The following is an 18,715-nucleotide window of genomic DNA, read 5'->3' as shown; positions in this document are numbered from 1 at the left end:
GTAAAATTTTAGATTCAACATTTCTTAAGGGTACCGGTTTATTTTTGCTGTTCCGTGGGCATTATAAAGACATCGTTAATATTAGCTCGGGCCGGTTGAACCAAGGCGTAATGAATGGCTTCGGCAATGTCTTCCGCTTCCAAAAAGGTCATCTTTTGCATCTCTTTGAACGTTTCCTTAATATCCTCGTCCGTAATAGTATCGGTAAGTTCTGTGGAGACAGCACCAGGTTCTATAGATGTTACGTTAATACCATATTTAGGTGCTAATTCTTGTCTAAGTCCCTCGGAAAACATTTTTACCGCAGATTTTGTAGCACAGTATACCGCTCCACCAGGAAAATAATTATGTGCGGCACTAGAAGAGATATTTATAATGTTACCACCTTTATTTTCGATCATGGTAGGAAGTACGGCAGCCACACCGTTCAGTACCCCTTTTATATTTACATCTACCATCTTTTCCCATTCATCGGTCTTTAATTTTTCAACGTAGGATAAAGGCATTAAACCTGCATTGTTGATGAGGGCGTCTATGGTGTTGAATTTTTCCAGTGTTTTGTTAACGAGCTCCTCGTAGTCCGATTTGCTGGTAACATCTCCCGTTACAATCAAGGCTTCACCACCATTGTTTTCAATCTTTTCCTTTAAATCTTTCAGGCGGTCCTCACGGCGTGCGGTAAGTACAACTTTTGCACCTTCTTTAGATAGTTTAAGCGCCGTTGCTTCGCCTATTCCACTTGATGCTCCCGTTATGATAATCACTTTATCTTTTATGTTCATAATATTTCTTTTTTAAATCAAATTTCTAATTGAAACAAAGGTTGGGATAACTGGTAAAACGGTTTAATCACATCAAAATAATTATTGACTATAACCATATTGCTACTTGAAAAGGGGAAGGTGAATAAGAGGGATTTCGCTTTGGAACTAACTATTTTATGAGGTTTTCTGAAGATTTTAGTGGTGTTCCGTGTCCGTATCTTTTAGCGTACACCCATGTGAATTCCGCTCCAAAAAAGAGAATGAGGCAAGAGTAAGATACCCATAAAAGAATCAGGACAATCGTTCCTGCTGCACCATAGGTAGAACCTGGATCTGCTTCACCAAAATAATAACCTAAGAGCGACTTGCCCAGAACGAACAATGTGGCTGTGATCAACGCACCGATCCATACCGTTTTCCACCGTATTTTAGTATCGGGCAGGTAACGGAAAATTAAGGCAAAAAGAACGGTAATAATACCCACAGAAACGGCAAAATCAAGGAAATAGGCGATGTAAACAATAACATCCGGGAGAATGCTACGTATATATCCGTTCAATGCAGAGATGGCGGTGGTTACCAAAAAACTGATTAACAATAAAAAGCCGATTGCGAGAATAAAGGCGAAACTTCTGGCCCTGTCAATCAGCATTTTTAGAATACTGGAATCCGGATTGGGCTGCACTTGCCATATTTGGTTAAGGGATAACTGCAAGTGATAAAAAACCCCTGTGGCACCAAAAATAAGGGTGCCAATTCCTAGAATACTGGCAATGGTACTCCGGTCTTCATTTTGCGTTTCGATCATCATAGACTGTATGGCTTCGGCGGCATCACGCCCAAGAGCACTGGAAATTTCTTGGGTTAATTCACCTTGAACAATATCCGTACCCCAAACCGAACCCACAAGATTAATGATAATGACCAAAAGTCCCGGTAAGGACAGTACGGCATAATAAGCCACAATTGCACTCAACCTAAAAGGGTCGTCCGCTTCCCAAGCTTTGTAGGTGTCTACGATTAACTTGGGCAAGTGTTTTATTTTAAACTTTTTATCGGTTTCGTTAGCTGTCATATTTTTGAAACTACCGTAGGGTCTACGCGAGCAATTTTGAGTAAAATTACCGCTACGGATTTCAAATTGTTGACCGATATGCGTTATGTTTTGATGGAATTGAATTTAAGCTGGGTGGGCAACTCTAAGCGAATATAATGTTTGTATGGGGGCTATTGAATTTTATTTGCAATTAGTTCTAACAAGAAAGTTTCCCGTTCAATGGACATCCCTTTTTTATCACTGGAGGCCATGGTTTGCTTGTTGTGACGTATCGCGTCGTGAATATTGATCCAAACGGCTTTCATACCGTTTTTGGTTTCGTAGTGCTCCAAGTTTGGGGTACCTAGTTCTTCACTAATATCACAAGTGTAGCAATAGGAAATCATGTGTTGAACATCAAAACCTGATTTGTGCCATGGCCTATACTCCTCGTAGATGCCAAAAGGTTGAATGTTCTGTATGTCCGTAGCACCGGTTTCTTCTGAAAGCTCACGCATCATTCCTGCAATTTTGTCCTCGTCCGTATCCAAACCGCCACCCGGGAGGCTATAATCTTCATATCTCTCTGTATAGAGCAAGAGGATGTTTTGCTCTTTTATGGCGATACTTCTAGTGGCCAATCTTGTGAAAACCGTTTTATTTTCTAGGGTTGTTACTTCGGGGTGAAAATGGGTCTTTAAATTTTGCATCAAAAAGTCTAGTCGTTTTAAACGCTACGCGTAATGGAAATGGGTATTCAATTTCCGTTTGCATAAGTAATCATTTTTTCGATTTAAAACTATCGAACTCAAAAATGCAGAACAACTTTTTTAAAAAACCGGAACTGTGCCCGCCCTAGAAATAGGACAATCCTGAAAACACCCTGTAGTTAGGGTTTTGTCCAGTAATCCATAACCAAAACATCATCAATTAAAGGTCCAATTTTATTTACAAAGGTTATATGTGCCTCGTGAAATAAATATATTTCCCTAGCATGGTCATCTTTGAACGTTAACGTAAAGGCATGGGTAAACCCTTTGCTAGCTCCTTCTTTACTATCATTAAGACCCCATTCTATGTTCTCGATTTCAGGAATTTCTTTTTTAAGATTCAAGAAGGCATTCACGGCTTCGTTAAGTTCTACTTCGGTAGCTTCTTTTTTGTATTTCAGGTTAACGATGTGCCTTAAGACTTTATCACCTCTATCTGCCTTAGGAGCAACCTTATACGTTGCTATCTTCTTTAGGTCAAATCTGTTGGAGCCGGCTATTAATAAGTTAACATCATCTATTTGATGCGACCGCAGACCATAATAAATAGAAAAACCATTTTCTAGATAATTTAGAGGCGTGAGCGTCCCGTCTTCGGTTAACTTACAAAGTTGAATACTGGCATCGTCCCGAGTTCCTACGGCCAAAATAGCTTCATTGTTATCTACGGAAACGACCTCAATTCTTGTTTGCCCTTGCAGTTTAGTGTTTTCATCATCTTTTAAAACAAAGTGAGGTTCTAAAGCCCCTTTTTTATTCACTTTAAAAACACTTACCCCATCACCATGATATACAAAGTCCGGGTTTTTAATAAAGCCATTTCTTTTATAGTATTTATGGTGCCTGTGGCCCACTATGATATAATGATTGTCTCCAAGTTTTACCCCGGTTACTGGATAGGCCCCTGTTAAGTATCTATCTGTAGTATTATCGCTAATATTATTTATGTTTTTAAAAGAACCGTTTTCATACACTCTAAAGCTGCTCACGCCATTGTCTTGAAACCCGCCAGTGTATAAAAACGTTTTTTCTTTTAATTTGTGTGTGAACATCCCTATGATTCCGTCTGTATGAATTTTTTCATCATCTTTCATAGATTGCACGTGGGTGAGTTTGCCATCTTTATGGATTTTAAAACTGCTCAACCCAGGTGTTTCTTCCAAGCCACCAATAAACAGGTAAGATCCTTGATTCATATGAACTACCTGCAGTGTAATGGCAATCCCAAGGTGCGTTTCGTCAGTATCCATGGTCAGGCTAAGTCGTTCTAAAGAACCATCATCTAAAATCTTAAAAGTCTCAATGGCATTACCGAACTTATTTGCTACAAATAAAAAGTCCGTACCGCTAATGTTGTCCGCCACCATGCCTCTAGCCGGACCTTCTTTTTTATAAAGTTCTTGAGTGCCTATTGGGTTAAGCTTACCCTCTTTGTTCAAGCTAAATATGTCTATACCCCCAAAACCTCCGGCATATACAAAAAACTGAGCACCGTTTTTTTCATAGCTCGTAATGGTTACCGTATTGTTCGCAGATACACTTTTGAAATCCTGCAGATAGGGCATGAGGTCATTTGTATTTTGCGAAATACACAGTTGTGAGAGAGACAGTGCGATGATAGTTATACATAGTGTTAAGCGGCTCATGATGCTGTTTTTTAAATTATTCAAGTATGGCGTTGGCTCCCACGGAGGCTATTTCATGGTCCTGTTCAATGGTTCCGCCACTAACCCCTATGGCACCTATAATTTTTCCTTGTTCGTTTTTAATAGGAATTCCGCCCGGAAACGAAACGAGTCCGTTGTTTGTAAGTTCAATATTATAAATAATACCCCCGGGTTGGGTAAGCTTACCTAGGTCTCCGGTGTTGATATTAAAATAACGGGACGTTTTGCCTTTTTAATCGCTACATCTATGCTTCCTAGAAATGAATCGTCCATACGGATAAAGGCTTTTAAGTTGGCACCTGCATCTACTACGGCAATATTTACCGGCACCTCTAAAGCTTCAGCTTTTTCCTTGGCCGCTAAAACAGCTTGTAGGGCATTTTCGTTTGAAATATCTGTTGATGTTTGAGAAGAGGCAACACCCGTATTGAAAAGAACGAGAAAGGCTAGAATTTTTATGCCTTTGGGTAATAAAGCTTTGGTCTCCATGGCTATTTACATTTTTAGATAGGCAAATATCTTGAATGAAGTTGGCAAAAGAGTTGAACTAGTTCAACTCAAAAAAAATTATTTGACGCTCTTTTTAATTTTACTCAAGAATTCATGTCTAATACCAAGATAACCCGCTATTTGCTTGTCCGTGAGTTTGGATGATATCTCAGGATAGGTCTGGATAAAATGGAGATAACGTTCTTTGGCGGTCAAACAATGGTTGCGTACCAATCTCCTTTGCCACGAAACCAAACCTTTTTGGAACATGACCCTAAAAATTTTCTCTGCAACGGGCAAAGAATTATAAAGAGCAAGTTTGTCCTGTCTATTGATCAAGAGTATTTTACTGTCCTCAATGGCCTCTATGTTTAGATCGGATGGAATTTGGTTCATAAAACTATCAATATCCATCAGCCACCAATCTTTTACCGCAAAATAAAGGGTGTTCTCATTCCCTTTTTTATCCAAGGTAAAAACCCTAAAACAACCTTCCGTTACAAAACCTTCAAATTTACAGACCTGCCCCTGTTGCAATAAAAACTCTTTTCTTTCTATGGATTTAGTATGAAAGAAGCTACAGAAAACCTCCTGTTCCGCCTTAGAAAGTTGGGCATTCTTTTCTATATGTTTTATAAGTAAATCGTGTGACATTTATTGCCTTGTTCCTCTATATTGCAATTGTTTATTGCAATATAGAGGAAAGAATTATATTGGGCCTTTGGTGAGATGGAAATAACCTGTTTTAAACCTAGGTTTTGATGGCGTGTTTATAACACTAGCCTTGTAACCAATTTTAGTATGATTAGTGAAGATGATACTAATTTTTGTCATCCACCAATTCCCATGACCTTACCCAATTGTACGTTGTGGTTCTGTCTTTTTTTGAACCTGTCATGCCACCGTCTTTAGGTACCGGATTCCAATCGTAGGTTTCAACAACCAATCGTAAGTACATTTCAATATCAAAATCGGCCGGGGGCGTTACTTTGGATTGCATTTTACCGTCCAAGAAAAATATAATCTCATCCTTGGATTTCCACCAAACACCGTAAACATGGAAATCTTCATAAGCTTTTCCGCCTAACTCTCCTTTGCCTTTGCTTGATCCTTTCTCGTATTCACACCCTTCAGGGATATTTCTGCTGTGGGTATTGGAGTTCATGGTCTGGTCAAAGTATTTCATCCATTCGGCATCGTTCGTTATTTGTCCAACGGACTCCTGAATGTCCAATTCCGTTGTTCTTTTATCACAGCCTTTTAGGTCTTTTCCTTCATTGATCAACCAAAATGTAGAGGACATAAAGGTTTTGTTCGCTTTCATTTCGCATTCGTAATAGCCGTATGTCATGCCATTTCTAGAGCCAACGTAACCGCCGCCGTGGGTATAGGTTTTATTGTTTTTCATTATGGGTTCCGGTAACATAGTTGTGGTTATCTGCAGGCTTCCGTTTTTTACGGAAATGTTCTCAGCCAGGAAGAATCCCGGAGCGCGGCCTATCCACCCCTGACCTGAAATCTGCCATTTCTTTTCATCTATCTTTTTCCCATTAAATTCATCGGACATGTTATCAATTAATTTCCACTCCTGCTGAGACTGTTTTGGGTCCTCTCCGGGTTTGAAATAAGGGGTTTCTTGAGCAAATGCAGTGGTGGTAATAAATAGGGAAAGGATTGTTAATAGGAGGTTGGGTAGTTGCATTGGTATAGAAATAGAATTGTTCAATTGTGGTTAGATTTTGTACTGTTGTAGAACGATTAGTATATGAAACGCAGGGGGCAAATGTGAGCTGTGATTTTATATACTTGGTTGAGACCTTGTTATTTTATTTCATTCAAAAGTTGGGTCCAAATTGTATTTTTAAAACGTTCTTTAAATATTCCAATATGTCCGATTTTATCGACTTGAAAATCATTTGGATCTAAATGTACTGATTTTCTTCTTGCATTCTTGTATTTCATGGTCATCCAATCCACCGCCTCTTTAGGTGCAAAATCATCATCATCTATGCTATAAGCGGTTACATTTGTCTCTACTGTTTCATAGAAAGTTTCATTGATAGATGTATCGCTAAAAATGTAATCTTGGTTCTTTCCCCAATTTCGCCATTGATTGGCAACGTTTTTTGGAAGATTTTCCATTCCGCTAATTTTCTTGGAATTTAGGTAGCCAAAAGTAGCTATGAGAAACGGAAAAAGAACATGCCAATTGAACCACATTTTTATTCTTCCAATTCCTTTCCAGTATTTCCAGTAACCGGATTGCGCTGCTACTAAAACTATTTTGTCCAATTTGTTAGCTGATTTAGCCAGCCCAATTAGTTGCCCTCCAATGCTATGCCCAAGAATTACTTTCTTTGATTTTGGGTAATTATTTATGACGTATTGTATTATGCTCTCCAAATCATTGCTACCCCAATCTGCAGCGTTGGTTTTTAGTTCTTTGATAGGTCTTTTTAGAGAACGACCTATGCCAGTATAATCAAAGGTGACAACGGTAATTCCATTATCTTCGGAGAACTTGGCGAATTTACCATAGTACTCCTGCTTTACCCCCGTAGCCGACGCAATGATTAAAACGGTTTCACTGTTGTTATCATCAAACAAAGTTGCTGATAATGTTTTAGAGTTATTTTGTATTTCAATCTCTTTCATTTCTATACATGGAGCCCTATGTACAAGTTAACGAAAAAACTATATAGACTTCACTCAAGATAAATGAAAGGTTGTTGGCTTTTGGTGGTAGGGGAAAAGAATTACCTTGAAATTTTTCGCTCATTTCCAATTCTGGGCTACATGGGGAGTGTCTGAAAATGGAACAGAAACAGCTGTAAAGTATCGAGAGGGGAGTTTGCTTTTGCCGGATTTAGAAATGACCGATAAAATACTTTGTCAAGTAGTAGTTCTTGAATTGTCAATAGAGACTTATTTGAGATATGCATGGATATTAGAATATTACAATCTTATTTATTGAGGAAAAACTATCTATATTTTTCATTAAGTTTACCCAAAGCCAACTTAATAGATGATTTTCAAAAAGAATGTTTTATTAGCATGTACAGCATGTATTGTACTGCTAATTTCTTCATGTAATGAACGAACTTCAGAAAAGAAGATTCGTATTGGGTTCTCCCAAGCGATGACTAATGATGATTGGCGTCGTTCAATGAATAATGCTATGTTGCTTCAGACTTCTTTGCATCCCAATATTGAACTGGCTATTCGTGATGCAAATTATGAAGTGCAAAAGCAAATAGAACAACTAGAAGGTCTTATTGCGGATAGTCTGGATATTATAATAGTTTCTCCCATAAAATCTAAGCCCATAACTCCTGTTGTTGAAAAAGCCTTAGACCTGGGTATACCTGTTTTGGTGGTAGACCGTAAGACCGAAAATCAGAAATACACGGCCTATTTAGGTGCGGATAATATTGAAGTAGGCCGTAATGCAGCCAAAGAAATTATTGCTTCGAGCACTAAAGATTCCATTAGAATTATAGAAATAAAAGGACTGTCAGGTTCCTCTCCTGCAGAAGAAAGAAGTATTGGGTTCCACCAGACAATAAATCAATATCCCATTGCAAAAATTGTTGCCCGTATAGAAGGTAATTGGGAAAAGGAATCCATACAACAAAAGTTTAAATCTCTTTTAGAACGGCATCCCAATGTTAATTATGTTTTTGCACATAATGATAGAATGGCTGTTGGGGCTTGGGAAATAGCACGCAACATGGGACTGGAACATCAAATGGATTTCATAGGGGTAGACGGACTATCTGGTCCTAATGGTGGTATCCAAGCGGTAAAGGACAACATTTTAAAGGCCACCGTACTTTACCCAACCGGCGGAGACGAAGCCATAAAGTTGGCACTGAAAATTTTGAACAAAGAATTGGTGCCAAAAAACAACATTTTATCTACTACTATCATAAATGAGGTGAACGCCGATATTATGAAAAACCAGTTTGATAGAATTAACGAACAACAGAAAAACATAGAAAACCAAATAACGGCGATCAAGACTTTGGAAGACCGTTATTACGCACAAAGCAATTTGCTTAAAATAGTAATGGCTCTATTGGTCACCATTCTGGCCTTGGCGCTTTACAGTGTATATTCTATTTTTGCCATCCGCAAAAAAAACAGGCAGCTAGAGCTTACGAACAGGAAAATCACGGTTCAGCGAAATCAAATAGAGAAAATTGCAGAAGAAGTAAAACTGAGCAATGAGGCAAGGCTCAATTTTTTTACGGGCCTTTCGCATGAGTTTAAGACACCAATTACCCTAATCATGAGTGCTGTTGAATCTTTGGGGGAAATGACTAAAGATAAGGGGGCGAGAATGATGAACGAGTTAGAACTGGTTCACAATAATTCTAACCGGCTATTAAGGCTTATTAATCAGCTTTTGGATTTTAGGAAGGTAGAAGACCGTAAGTTTTCATTAAAAGCGTCTAAAACAAATGTGTTCAAGTTTTCTAGAAACATTGTTAATGATTTTGTTCGGGAAGCAAAAAAGAGAAATATCAACTTTAAATTAATTACCAATAATGAGGATTTGGAGTTGTTTATAGACCGAAATTTAATGGACAAAGTATATTTTAATCTACTGTCCAACGCTTTTAAGTTTACTCCTGATAATGGAAAGATAGAGGTGAGCATTGAAGACGAGTCCAATAAAGATACAGTTTATATCCGGTTCAAAGATTCAGGAATGGGTATACCCGAAAAAGAATTGAACCAAGTATTTCAAGCTTTTTTCAAAGGTTCCAACAATAGAAAGAATAGCTCGGGAATAGGTTTGCACCTGAGTAAGGAATTTGTGGAGATGCATAAAGGTTCTATAAACGTAAAGTCCATTCACGGTACAGAATTTATAATAACCCTATTTAAAGGTCAAGCCCATTTTAATGAAGATGAAATTATTACGGAGCAAGATCTGATAGATACCAGTGTTATAGATTTTACTTCCGAGCATCTTGTGGATGATAATTATTTAATACAAGCTCCTGAAAATGGTAAAGAGAAATATTCTATATTGATTATTGAAGATAACAAGGATCTTTCCATTTTTCTCAAAAATAAACTTAAGTTAGAATATGATATCTATTTATCGGATGGAACGGACGCTATAGAAAAAGCCTTGGAGATAATCCCGGACATTATTATATGCGATGTTAATCTACCGGATAAAAATGGTTTTGAAATCTGTGATATCCTAAAAAGAGATTTGCGTACATCACACATACCCACAGTGCTATTAACGGCACTGGGCGATCAAGAATCATATTTAAAGGGCCTTCAATCCGGTGCGGACCTTTATTTTACAAAACCGTTTAGTTATTCCATTTTAGTGCAATCAGTTAAATCCTTGCTGTATAATAGGGAAAAACTTAGATTTTATTATACCAGTAATATTCACAAGATAGAGCAGACCGATTCGTTTGGAAATATAGAACAGCATTTTGTGAACCAAATGAATACTTTAATTAATGATAACTTGGGCAACTCGGACTTTTCCGTAGAAAATTTAGCCGAAAATTTAAATATTTCACGTGTACAGCTTTACCGAAAGGTCAAAGCTATTATGGGAATAAGTATTAGTGATTATATTGGCAAAATACGTCTGGAGAAAGCAAAATCTATGCTGGAGACGACAACTTTGAGCATTTCTGAAATTGCATATGCAACCGGATTTTCATCACCCAATTACTTTTCTACGACTTTCAAAAACAATTTTGGAACTTCACCTGGCTCTTTTCGTAAATCCTTTTTGTAACGCAACATATGTTCAATAAGGTTTCATATAAACCTGAGGTATCAATTTTATACTTTAGGTAACATAATTATAATCTTCTGGTTAGTTTGAATGTTAAAGTTATTTATAATATCCAGATTATGAGTTATTTAGGTTTTTTCTAATCATATCTTAACGAAACCATAACAAATTGCAACATTAGTAAAATATGATGCTATATTTTAAGAATACTTTAGTCGTGATAATAGAGAATTACGATTATGAAAAAAATATGGGTTTGGTCCATTACGGCGGCACTAGCAGGATTTCTTTTTGGTTTTGATACGGTTGTTATATCCGGAGCCGATAAAAAACTTCAAACATTATGGGCATCTACTGATGCATTTCATGGTATAGTTGTTATAGGAATGGCATTATGGGGTACGGTTGTAGGTGCTTTATTAGGAGGTATTCCAACTAATGTCCTAGGGAGAAAAAAAACATTGATATGGATAGGGGCTTTATATACGGTCTCTGCAATTGGTTCTGCTTTATCTAATGATCCTATAACATTTGCAGTCTTTCGTTTTATAGGAGGTTTAGGAGTGGGGACTTCTACCATTGCCGCACCGGCATATATTTCTGAGATAGCTCCGCCCAAGGACCGTGGAAAATTGGTTGGACTATATCAGTTCAATATTGTCTTTGGGATATTGATTGCATTTTTTTCCAACTATTTATTAAATGGTGTAGGTGAAAACGATTGGCGTTGGATGGTGGGTGTTGAAGCTCTTCCTGCTGCCTTATATACCATTTTTGCCCTTACGATTCCTAAAAGCCCAAGATGGTTAATATCAAAATTAAAAGTAGATGAGGCCAAGGAAGTCCTAGGTACTATTAATCCAGGGGTAGATGTAGAGCAACTTATGTTAGAAATAGACACGGACAATGAAAATGTCGTTGCTGGGGAGACCATCTTTCTCAAGAAATATAGGTTTCCATTAGTTCTTGCCTTTTGCATAGCGTTCTTTAACCAGTTATCCGGTATAAACGCTTTTCTATACTATGCACCAAGAATTCTGGAGGAGGCCGGTCTGGGCGCTAGTACGGCATTATTGAGTAGTATAGGTATTGGTCTTACCAATATGATATTTACCCTATTGGGAATTTTTCTTATTGACCAAATGGGGAGAAAACAGCTTATGTATATAGGTTCAGTGGGTTATATAATATCTCTTTCATTGGTAGCCTGTGCATTTTTCTTTGGGTGGAGCGGTCTGGCCGTTCCTATTTTTCTTTTTCTATTTATCGCTGCGCATGCCATAGGCCAAGGAACAGTTATATGGGTTTTTATCTCGGAAATATTCCCTAATCATTTACGGGGTTATGGTCAAAGTTTTGGTAGCTCGGTTCATTGGATTTTAGCAGCTGTAATTCCTTCGTTGATTCCCATGTTATTTGCAAGCATAGGCCCGGCAGTGGTATTTGCATTCTTCGCTTTTATGATGGTGCTACAGTTATTTTTTGTTGCCTTGGTCATGCCGGAAACAAAGGGGATGTCATTAGAGAAACTCAGTAAGACTTTAATAAAACTAAAAACAACCAAATGAAAACACTTTTAAAACTCCGGCTTACAGAGAACCCATTAGGTTTTTTATTGGCTTTGGGCATGCTATGCAGTACAAGTTCATGTAAAGAAGCTAATTCCAGTTCTAAAGAAATTAAGCAAGACTCAGAAATGGCATTGGCAATAAAAAAGGATATGGAAGAACAAATGTATCGGCCTAATTTTCATTTTTCACCAAAAAAAGGATGGATGAACGACCCCAATGGCATGTTCTATTATAATGGCTATTATCATCTCTATTTTCAACACTATCCAGATGGGAACACCTGGGGGCCTATGCATTGGGGTCACGCCATCAGTACCGATATGATTAGCTGGAAAGAGCAGCCTATTGCACTTTATCCTGATGAGCTGGGTTATATATTTTCCGGAAGCGCAGTGGTAGATGTAGATAATACTTCCGGTTTTTCAGAGGATAGTAAAACCCCGGTAGTGGCCATGTTTACTTACCACGATATGGAAGCTGAAAAGGCGGGGAAAACTATTGATGAAACTCAGGCAATAGCCTATTCACTGAACGAAGGTCTAACTTATACTAAATTCAAGGGAAATCCAGTCATTGCAAATCCGAACATACCGGACTTTAGAGATCCAAAAGTAAATTGGGACGAGGATCGGAGGCAGTGGACTATGGTCTTGGCGGCAGGACAGGAAATTATGTTCTATGCCTCCAAAGATTTAAAACAATGGGAGTTGCTATCTACATTTGGAGAAGGTATAGGAAACCATAACGGCGTTTGGGAATGTCCTGATTTTTTTCCTCTTCCGGTTAAAGGAACAGATGAAACCAAGTGGGTTTTGCTAGTGAGCATAAACCCTGGTGGTCCTAATAGTGGTTCAGCTACACAGTATTTTGTTGGAGATTTTGATGGAAAGACTTTTAAAATAGATGATACTTTTCAAAAGGAGCTTGCCAAGGAACATAGTTTCTGGGTTGACCATGGCCGTGATAATTATGCAGGCGTCACGTGGTCCAATGTTACTACGGCAGAAGGAGGTAAACTTTTTATAGGTTGGATGTCAAATTGGTTATATGCCAATGAAGTGCCTACTGAAAAATGGAGAAGTGCCAATACAGTAGCAAGAGAGTTAGGCCTTATTAAAGGAACTAATACCTACAGGTTGGTTTCCAAACCGGTTAAGGAGCTAGAGAACTACCGTGCAAAAAAAGTAGCGGATAGAGCTATTCCAATACGCGGAAAAGCGGTTTTGACTACTACAGAAACCATTAGTCTATCTAAAACTGAAATTAATTTTTCTATTTCTGAACTGGTTCAGGCGAAGTACACTTTTTCCCTTTCTAACAAACAGGGGGACAGTTTAACATTTGGGTACGACGCTAAAATCAACAAATATTTTATAAACCGGGATAATTCGGGAAAAACCGATTTCTCTCCAAAATTTTCGGACAGACACTCAATGGCCCCACGAACGGCCCGTTCAAAGGAGTGGACAGGAAAAATCATTTTGGATAAAACATCCATTGAACTTTTTTACGATGATGGGCAAACGGTAATGACCGAAATATTCTTTCCCCACGCACCTTTTGAAACCTTATCGATAACCTCGGACCAAGACAATTTTACTCTCGACGCTTTGGAAATACATGAATTAAAATTTAACTAAAACTCAACTATTATGAAACTAAAACTTTTATTCTTACTACTAACTCTTGCTCCTGTTGGCCTTTTGGCCCAGGACCGGATAACAGGTACGGTTACGTCCGCTGATGATGGACTGCCCTTGCCCGGGGCGTCCGTAATCGTAAGCGGTACAACTATTGGTACAACTACAGATTTTGACGGTATTTATACTTTAGAAGAGGTTCCTAGTGATGCCACTTTGGTATTTAGCTATATAGGTTTCTTAAAGGCCGAAATTCCCGTTAACGGCCAGTCTACAATTAATTTGGCTATGCAGGCAGACGCCCAACAGCTAGACGAAGTAATCCTTACCGGTTATGCCACGGAAAGAAAGGCAGACTTGACAGGTGCAGTTACCGTAGTAGATTTAGGACCGGTAGAGGGCCAGAGTATGAGCTCAGGTAGTGCCGTACAATCACTTCAAGGGCGGGTACCAGGTCTTTTTATAGAAAAATCGGGAGACCCAACAGGCAATGGCAACCGTATTCTCATTAGAGGGGTTACCACACTTGGAAATAACGATCCGTTATATGTTATTGACGGGGTGCCCACTGTTCGTCAAGAGGTGTTTTCAAGTTTAAATCCTAGTACTATTGAGTCCGTTCAAGTATTGAAAGATGCTTCAGCATCCTCAATTTATGGTGCACGTGCGGGCAACGGGGTAATAATAGTTACTACTAAAAACAGGGCCAAAGCAGCTGATGGGGAGAAGTTAAGCATTTCAATGAATTCAAATATATCTGTGCTGTCCGAGAAAAAACAGCGTTATGATATGTTGAACGCCCAACAGCGGGGTGAGGCCTTATGGAGAGCTTCGGTAAATGATGGTGCAGACCCAAACGGGGGTTACGGAGAAATTTATAATTTTGATTGGAACGGAGATTTTAACAATCCTGTTTTAAACGGAGTTACAATTCAACCCTTTGTAGGTGGTGACCCAAATGTGCCTGCGGGTGATACCGATTGGCAAGATGAAACTTATAAGACGGGTTATTTATATAATAATGATTTTAGTATTTCAGGTGGAAATGACAGGTCTTTTCATTTATTGAACATTGGATACTTAAAAAACACAGGGGTATTAAAGTATACCAACTACGAAAGGTACTCTGCAAAGTTGAACTCTAATTTTAACTTTTTCAACAATAAACTTAGGGTTGGCGTAAATACTCAATTTTCTACTTCTGATGAAACTTTGGCTTCTTTAGATGTAGGTAGCGCACCTACCCCTAGTTTGGCCATTACCTTGGCTCCAACCTTACCGCTTAGAGATGCAAACGGAGATTTTGCCGGTCCTTTAGGAGCGGGGTATTCGGACAGGAACAATCCGGTACTGATGCAATATTTGAACAGATGGGATAACACGGAACGTACTTCTATATTCGGTAATGTTTATGCAGAATTGGATCTTCTTAAGAACCTTACGTTCAGAACCAGTGTAGGATTGGATTATAATGATTTCAAAAGAAAGGATATTGAGCCAACGGTAAGCAACGGTTTTATTACTCGGGGCAACAATAGGTTAATTCTTGATACCAACAAATTCACCAGTGTGGTCTTTACCAATACGTTAAACTACAATTTGGAATTGGGAGACCACCGTTTTGGTTTCTTGGTAGGTACGGAGTCTGTGAAAAACGATTTTGATGAAGTATATGCTTCAGCAGACGGCTTTGCAGTTGAAACAGAGAATTATTTCGTACTAGGAGCGGCAACAGGAGTAAGAACCTCTAACGGAAGTTCTAGCGGTAGCCGTTTGTTATCGCAGTTTGGTAAGTTAAATTACTCTTATGGGGATAAGTACTTGGCTTCGGTTACAGTACGTCGTGATGGTTCTTCTAGATTTGGACCGGATAACAGATACGGTATTTTTCCTGCATTTACTCTAGGTTGGAGAATTAGCCAAGAAGAATTCCTAAAGGATAACGACCTAATCAGTAATTTAAAATTAAGAGCGGGTTATGGTGAAGTGGGTAACCAGAATATAGGTGATTTGGCCCGTTTTGGCATATATGAAGCGCGTTATGGAGACAATCAGTTCTCTGCTACAGGAGATACTTTTTTCTTCAATACGTTTTATAATGTAGGTACTGCTTATGACCTAAACGGAAATAATGGCGGAACACTTCCTTCTGGGTTTGTATCTACTCAGGCGGCCAATCCGGCACTAAAGTGGGAAACCACCAAAGAAATTAATGTAGGTTTAGATTTCGGACTCTTTAAAAATGCCGTAGTGGGTTCTTTTGATTACTTTACCAGAGAAACTACCGATATTTTAACTACACCGCCTATTGCTTCTGTTATAGGTGAAGGACAACAGCGTGTGCTTAACGGTGCTTCTACGGAAACCAAAGGTTGGGAACTTTCCCTAGCTTACGCTAAGGCTTACGATAGTGGCCTTTCTTTTGGAATCTCTACCAATTTCGGAGCGTTCAAGGATGAAATTACCGCTCTACCGGAAGAAGTTAGGGCCGCTTTCCCAGGTACTGCAGAGAATTCCATAGTAGGCCAATCCCAATTCTCCATTTTTGGTTACAAAACAGATGGATTATTTCAAAGTCAAGCAGATGTTGATAGTTCTCCAACCCAGGTTGGTGCGCGCCCAGGAGGGTTAAAGTTTCAAGACTTAAATGGAGATGGTACTATTGATAGTGACGATAGGGATTTTATTGGGAACACCCTGCCGGATTTAGAATATGGTGTACGTCTTGATGTTGGATACAAGAATTTTGATTTCTCCGTGTTTGGTTCAGGTGTGGCCGGAAGGATTGGTCAAGATCCCTATATTTTGTGGAACAACTTTGTTCAAGGTCGTGAAAATGCCGGTCTTGGCGTATTGAACTCTTGGACGCCAACAAATACCGATACGGATATTCCTTCCTCTTCATTGGCTTTCAACGATTTGAGAACATCCGATTATTTATTTAGAAATAACTCTTATTTCAAAATCAGGAATTTACAGATTGGTTATTCCCTGCCCGAGGATATTATTGAAAAATGGGGAGGTATGACCAAGTTAAGAATCTATTTTCAAGGTGAGAACCTAGCTTGGTTCACTCCTAACGATTATATCGGGTCAGACCCTGAACGTACTGATGTGAACAAGATTCCTGTACCAACGGTATTGTCTTTGGGACTTAACGTAAATTTTTAAAAAATTGAAATCATGAAACATAAAAATATATATTTATTAGGAATGTTGGTTTCATTACTCTTTGTCTCTTGTTCGGATGACTTTCTAGAGTATGAACCAGAAGGAGTACTGTCTAACGAAAACGTAGCAACTGCGGAAAATGCAGAGTCTTTGGTAGTGGCCGCCTACGCGGGAATAGCCAATGATGACATGGTAGGTCCGCTAACCCAGATGTGGGTATACGGTAGTGTACGTTCTGATGATGCCTATAAAGGAGGCGGTGGTCGTGGTGATGTTGATATTGTTGACAAATATGAACAGTACAACCTTACCCAAGCAGATAATGGTACCGATTGGATGGGGCCAAGAACTTGGACTAACTATTATGGGGCTATTTCTAGGGCTAACTTTGCTTTATCCGTAATTAATGAAATTCCAGATGCCGACTATGCAGATAAAACTATACGTCAGGCCGAACTTCGGTTTTTAAGGGCGCATTCGCACTTTATCCTTAAGCAGCTTTTTAAAAAAATCCCATATATCACCGAGGAATTGACACCAGAGGAAAAAGGTCAAGTTTCAAACGATTTGCCTAATAATGAACTTTGGGAGAAAATAGCTGAGGATTTCCTTTTCGCCTATAATAACTTACCTGAGTCACAAGACCAAGTGGGTAGGGCAGATAAGAATGCAGCTGCGGCATATTTGGCAAAGCTACGTTTGTACCAGGCCTATGAACAAGATGAAAATCATGCTGTAGTGAACATCAATACAGCCCTTTTAGAAGAAGTTGTGAGTTATGCCGATGATGTTAGTGCTAGCTTGGAACCTGATTATGGTAATAATTTTTTAGATGGTTTTGATAATGGTCCCGAATCAATATGGGCCGCACAATTCTCTATAAATGACGGTACAATTGTAAGTAGGGTAAGTTTTGTAACCGGACTGAATTCTCCGCACGGAACAGGACTGTATGGTTGTTGCGGTTTTCATTTGGCCAGCCAGAACATGGTAAACGCCTTTAAAACGGATGCCTCCGGACTACCGCTATTGGACACCTTTAATGATGAGGATATCTTTAATACGGTTGAAGATGATGGTACTTCCGTACCTAGCGCCGGCCTAACAATAGACCCAAGATTAGATCATACCGTAGGAATACCGGGTAGACCTTTTAAATACAGAAATACGGTAAACGAAGCGGGCGATATGGTATACAATTTTAGTTGGGCTAGAGACCCCGGTGTATATGGTTATTTTGGCAATATGAAAGAGCAACAAGCTCCGGATTGTTCATGTTACGTAAAAGAAGGTCCGTTCGTAGGAACCTCAAAAAATGTAGATTTTATACGTTATGCAGATGTACTGTTGTTCAAGGCCGAAGCTTTAATACAGTTGGATAGATGGGATGAAGCCCTACCTATAATAAATCAAGTTAGGACCCGTGCGGCATCTAGTACGGCAAGACCTATGGAAGCCGGGGCAACGGATATCTATAATGTAGGTACGTATGATGCTTTTCCAAGTAAAGAATTTGCCTTGAAAGCCTTGAAGTTTGAAAGACGATTGGAATTTGGAATGGAAGGTCCAAGATTTTTTGATCTAGTACGATGGGGAGAAGCTGCCGAAGTTTTAAATGCCTATTTAGCTGAAGAAAGAACCAAGAGGGATTTCTTGGCTAATGCAGAGTTTACCGCTGGTAGGGATGAATATTATCCTATACCTCAACGCGAAATAGATTTTACGGGTGGGGTATACGTACAAAATGCTGGATATTAATAGTATAAGAAAGAAAAGAGTTGTTTGAGTTAGTTGAAAAGGCATGGGAATTCGTTCCTGTGCTTTTTTT

General features: G+C 38.9%; 12 protein-coding genes and 1 pseudogene. 5 read left to right on the top strand and 8 right to left on the bottom strand.

Annotated features, from left to right (window positions below; genetic code table 11):
* Positions 1-38: 38 nt before the first annotated feature.
* The 8 genes and pseudogenes from SJY45_RS10295 to SJY45_RS10260 all read right to left on the bottom strand — a co-directional run bounded on the left by SJY45_RS10295 (position 39) and on the right by SJY45_RS10260 (position 7,381).
* Positions 39-782 (bottom strand): SDR family oxidoreductase, encoded by a 744-nt coding sequence (locus SJY45_RS10295; RefSeq protein ID WP_215438029.1) that lies wholly within the window; start codon positions 780-782, stop codon positions 39-41.
* A gap of 151 nt (positions 783-933) precedes the next feature.
* A complete protein-coding gene (locus SJY45_RS10290; RefSeq protein ID WP_215438030.1) occupies positions 934-1,839 on the bottom strand; it encodes a YihY/virulence factor BrkB family protein in 906 nt (301 codons plus the stop codon).
* Positions 1,840-1,991: 152 nt separating this feature from the next.
* Positions 1,992-2,510, bottom strand: a complete 519-nt coding sequence (locus SJY45_RS10285; RefSeq protein ID WP_400070517.1) for an NUDIX hydrolase — start codon at positions 2,508-2,510, stop codon at positions 1,992-1,994.
* Positions 2,511-2,689: 179 nt separating this feature from the next.
* Positions 2,690-4,135: a Dabb family protein gene (locus SJY45_RS10280; protein ID WP_400070515.1), complete on the bottom strand. Its 1,446-nt coding sequence runs from the start codon at positions 4,133-4,135 to the stop codon at positions 2,690-2,692.
* Between the two features lie 97 nt (positions 4,136-4,232).
* A pseudogene (locus SJY45_RS10275) lies at positions 4,233-4,726 on the bottom strand (GlcG/HbpS family heme-binding protein).
* Positions 4,727-4,804: 78 nt separating this feature from the next.
* Entirely contained in the window at positions 4,805-5,380 is a 576-nt protein-coding gene (locus SJY45_RS10270; RefSeq protein WP_303404302.1) for a Crp/Fnr family transcriptional regulator, read from the bottom strand.
* A gap of 166 nt (positions 5,381-5,546) precedes the next feature.
* Positions 5,547-6,452, bottom strand: coding sequence for a family 16 glycosylhydrolase (locus tag SJY45_RS10265; RefSeq protein WP_400070513.1), 906 nt, complete (start codon positions 6,450-6,452; stop codon positions 5,547-5,549).
* Between the two features lie 95 nt (positions 6,453-6,547).
* On the bottom strand, positions 6,548-7,381 hold the full coding sequence (locus tag SJY45_RS10260; RefSeq protein ID WP_400070511.1) for an alpha/beta fold hydrolase: 834 nt from the start codon (positions 7,379-7,381) through the stop codon (positions 6,548-6,550).
* A gap of 370 nt (positions 7,382-7,751) precedes the next feature.
* Between SJY45_RS10260 and SJY45_RS10255 the strand changes: the two genes are divergently transcribed.
* The 5 genes from SJY45_RS10255 (at position 7,752) to SJY45_RS10235 (ending at position 18,645) form a co-directional block, all read left to right on the top strand.
* Positions 7,752-10,505: a substrate-binding domain-containing protein gene (locus SJY45_RS10255; RefSeq protein WP_400070509.1), complete on the top strand. Its 2,754-nt coding sequence runs from the start codon at positions 7,752-7,754 to the stop codon at positions 10,503-10,505.
* A gap of 239 nt (positions 10,506-10,744) precedes the next feature.
* Complete coding sequence (locus SJY45_RS10250; protein WP_400070507.1) at positions 10,745-12,073, top strand: sugar porter family MFS transporter; 1,329 nt, start codon at positions 10,745-10,747, stop codon at positions 12,071-12,073.
* Positions 12,070-13,716 (top strand): glycoside hydrolase family 32 protein, encoded by a 1,647-nt coding sequence (locus tag SJY45_RS10245; protein WP_400070505.1) that lies wholly within the window; start codon positions 12,070-12,072, stop codon positions 13,714-13,716. The genes SJY45_RS10250 and SJY45_RS10245 overlap by 4 nt, the downstream gene beginning before the upstream one ends.
* Before the next feature lie 12 nt (positions 13,717-13,728).
* On the top strand, positions 13,729-16,887 hold the full coding sequence (locus SJY45_RS10240; protein ID WP_400070503.1) for a SusC/RagA family TonB-linked outer membrane protein: 3,159 nt from the start codon (positions 13,729-13,731) through the stop codon (positions 16,885-16,887).
* A 12-nt stretch (positions 16,888-16,899) separates the two neighbouring features.
* Positions 16,900-18,645 (top strand): RagB/SusD family nutrient uptake outer membrane protein, encoded by a 1,746-nt coding sequence (locus tag SJY45_RS10235; RefSeq protein ID WP_400070501.1) that lies wholly within the window; start codon positions 16,900-16,902, stop codon positions 18,643-18,645.
* The last annotated feature ends 70 nt before the right edge of the window (positions 18,646-18,715 follow it).

Source organism: Zobellia russellii (genome assembly GCF_044597075.1).
GTDB lineage: Bacteria > Bacteroidota > Bacteroidia > Flavobacteriales > Flavobacteriaceae > Zobellia > Zobellia russellii.
Note: the sequence above shows the minus strand (reverse complement) of the source record. Positions and strands in the feature narration are given on the sequence as shown.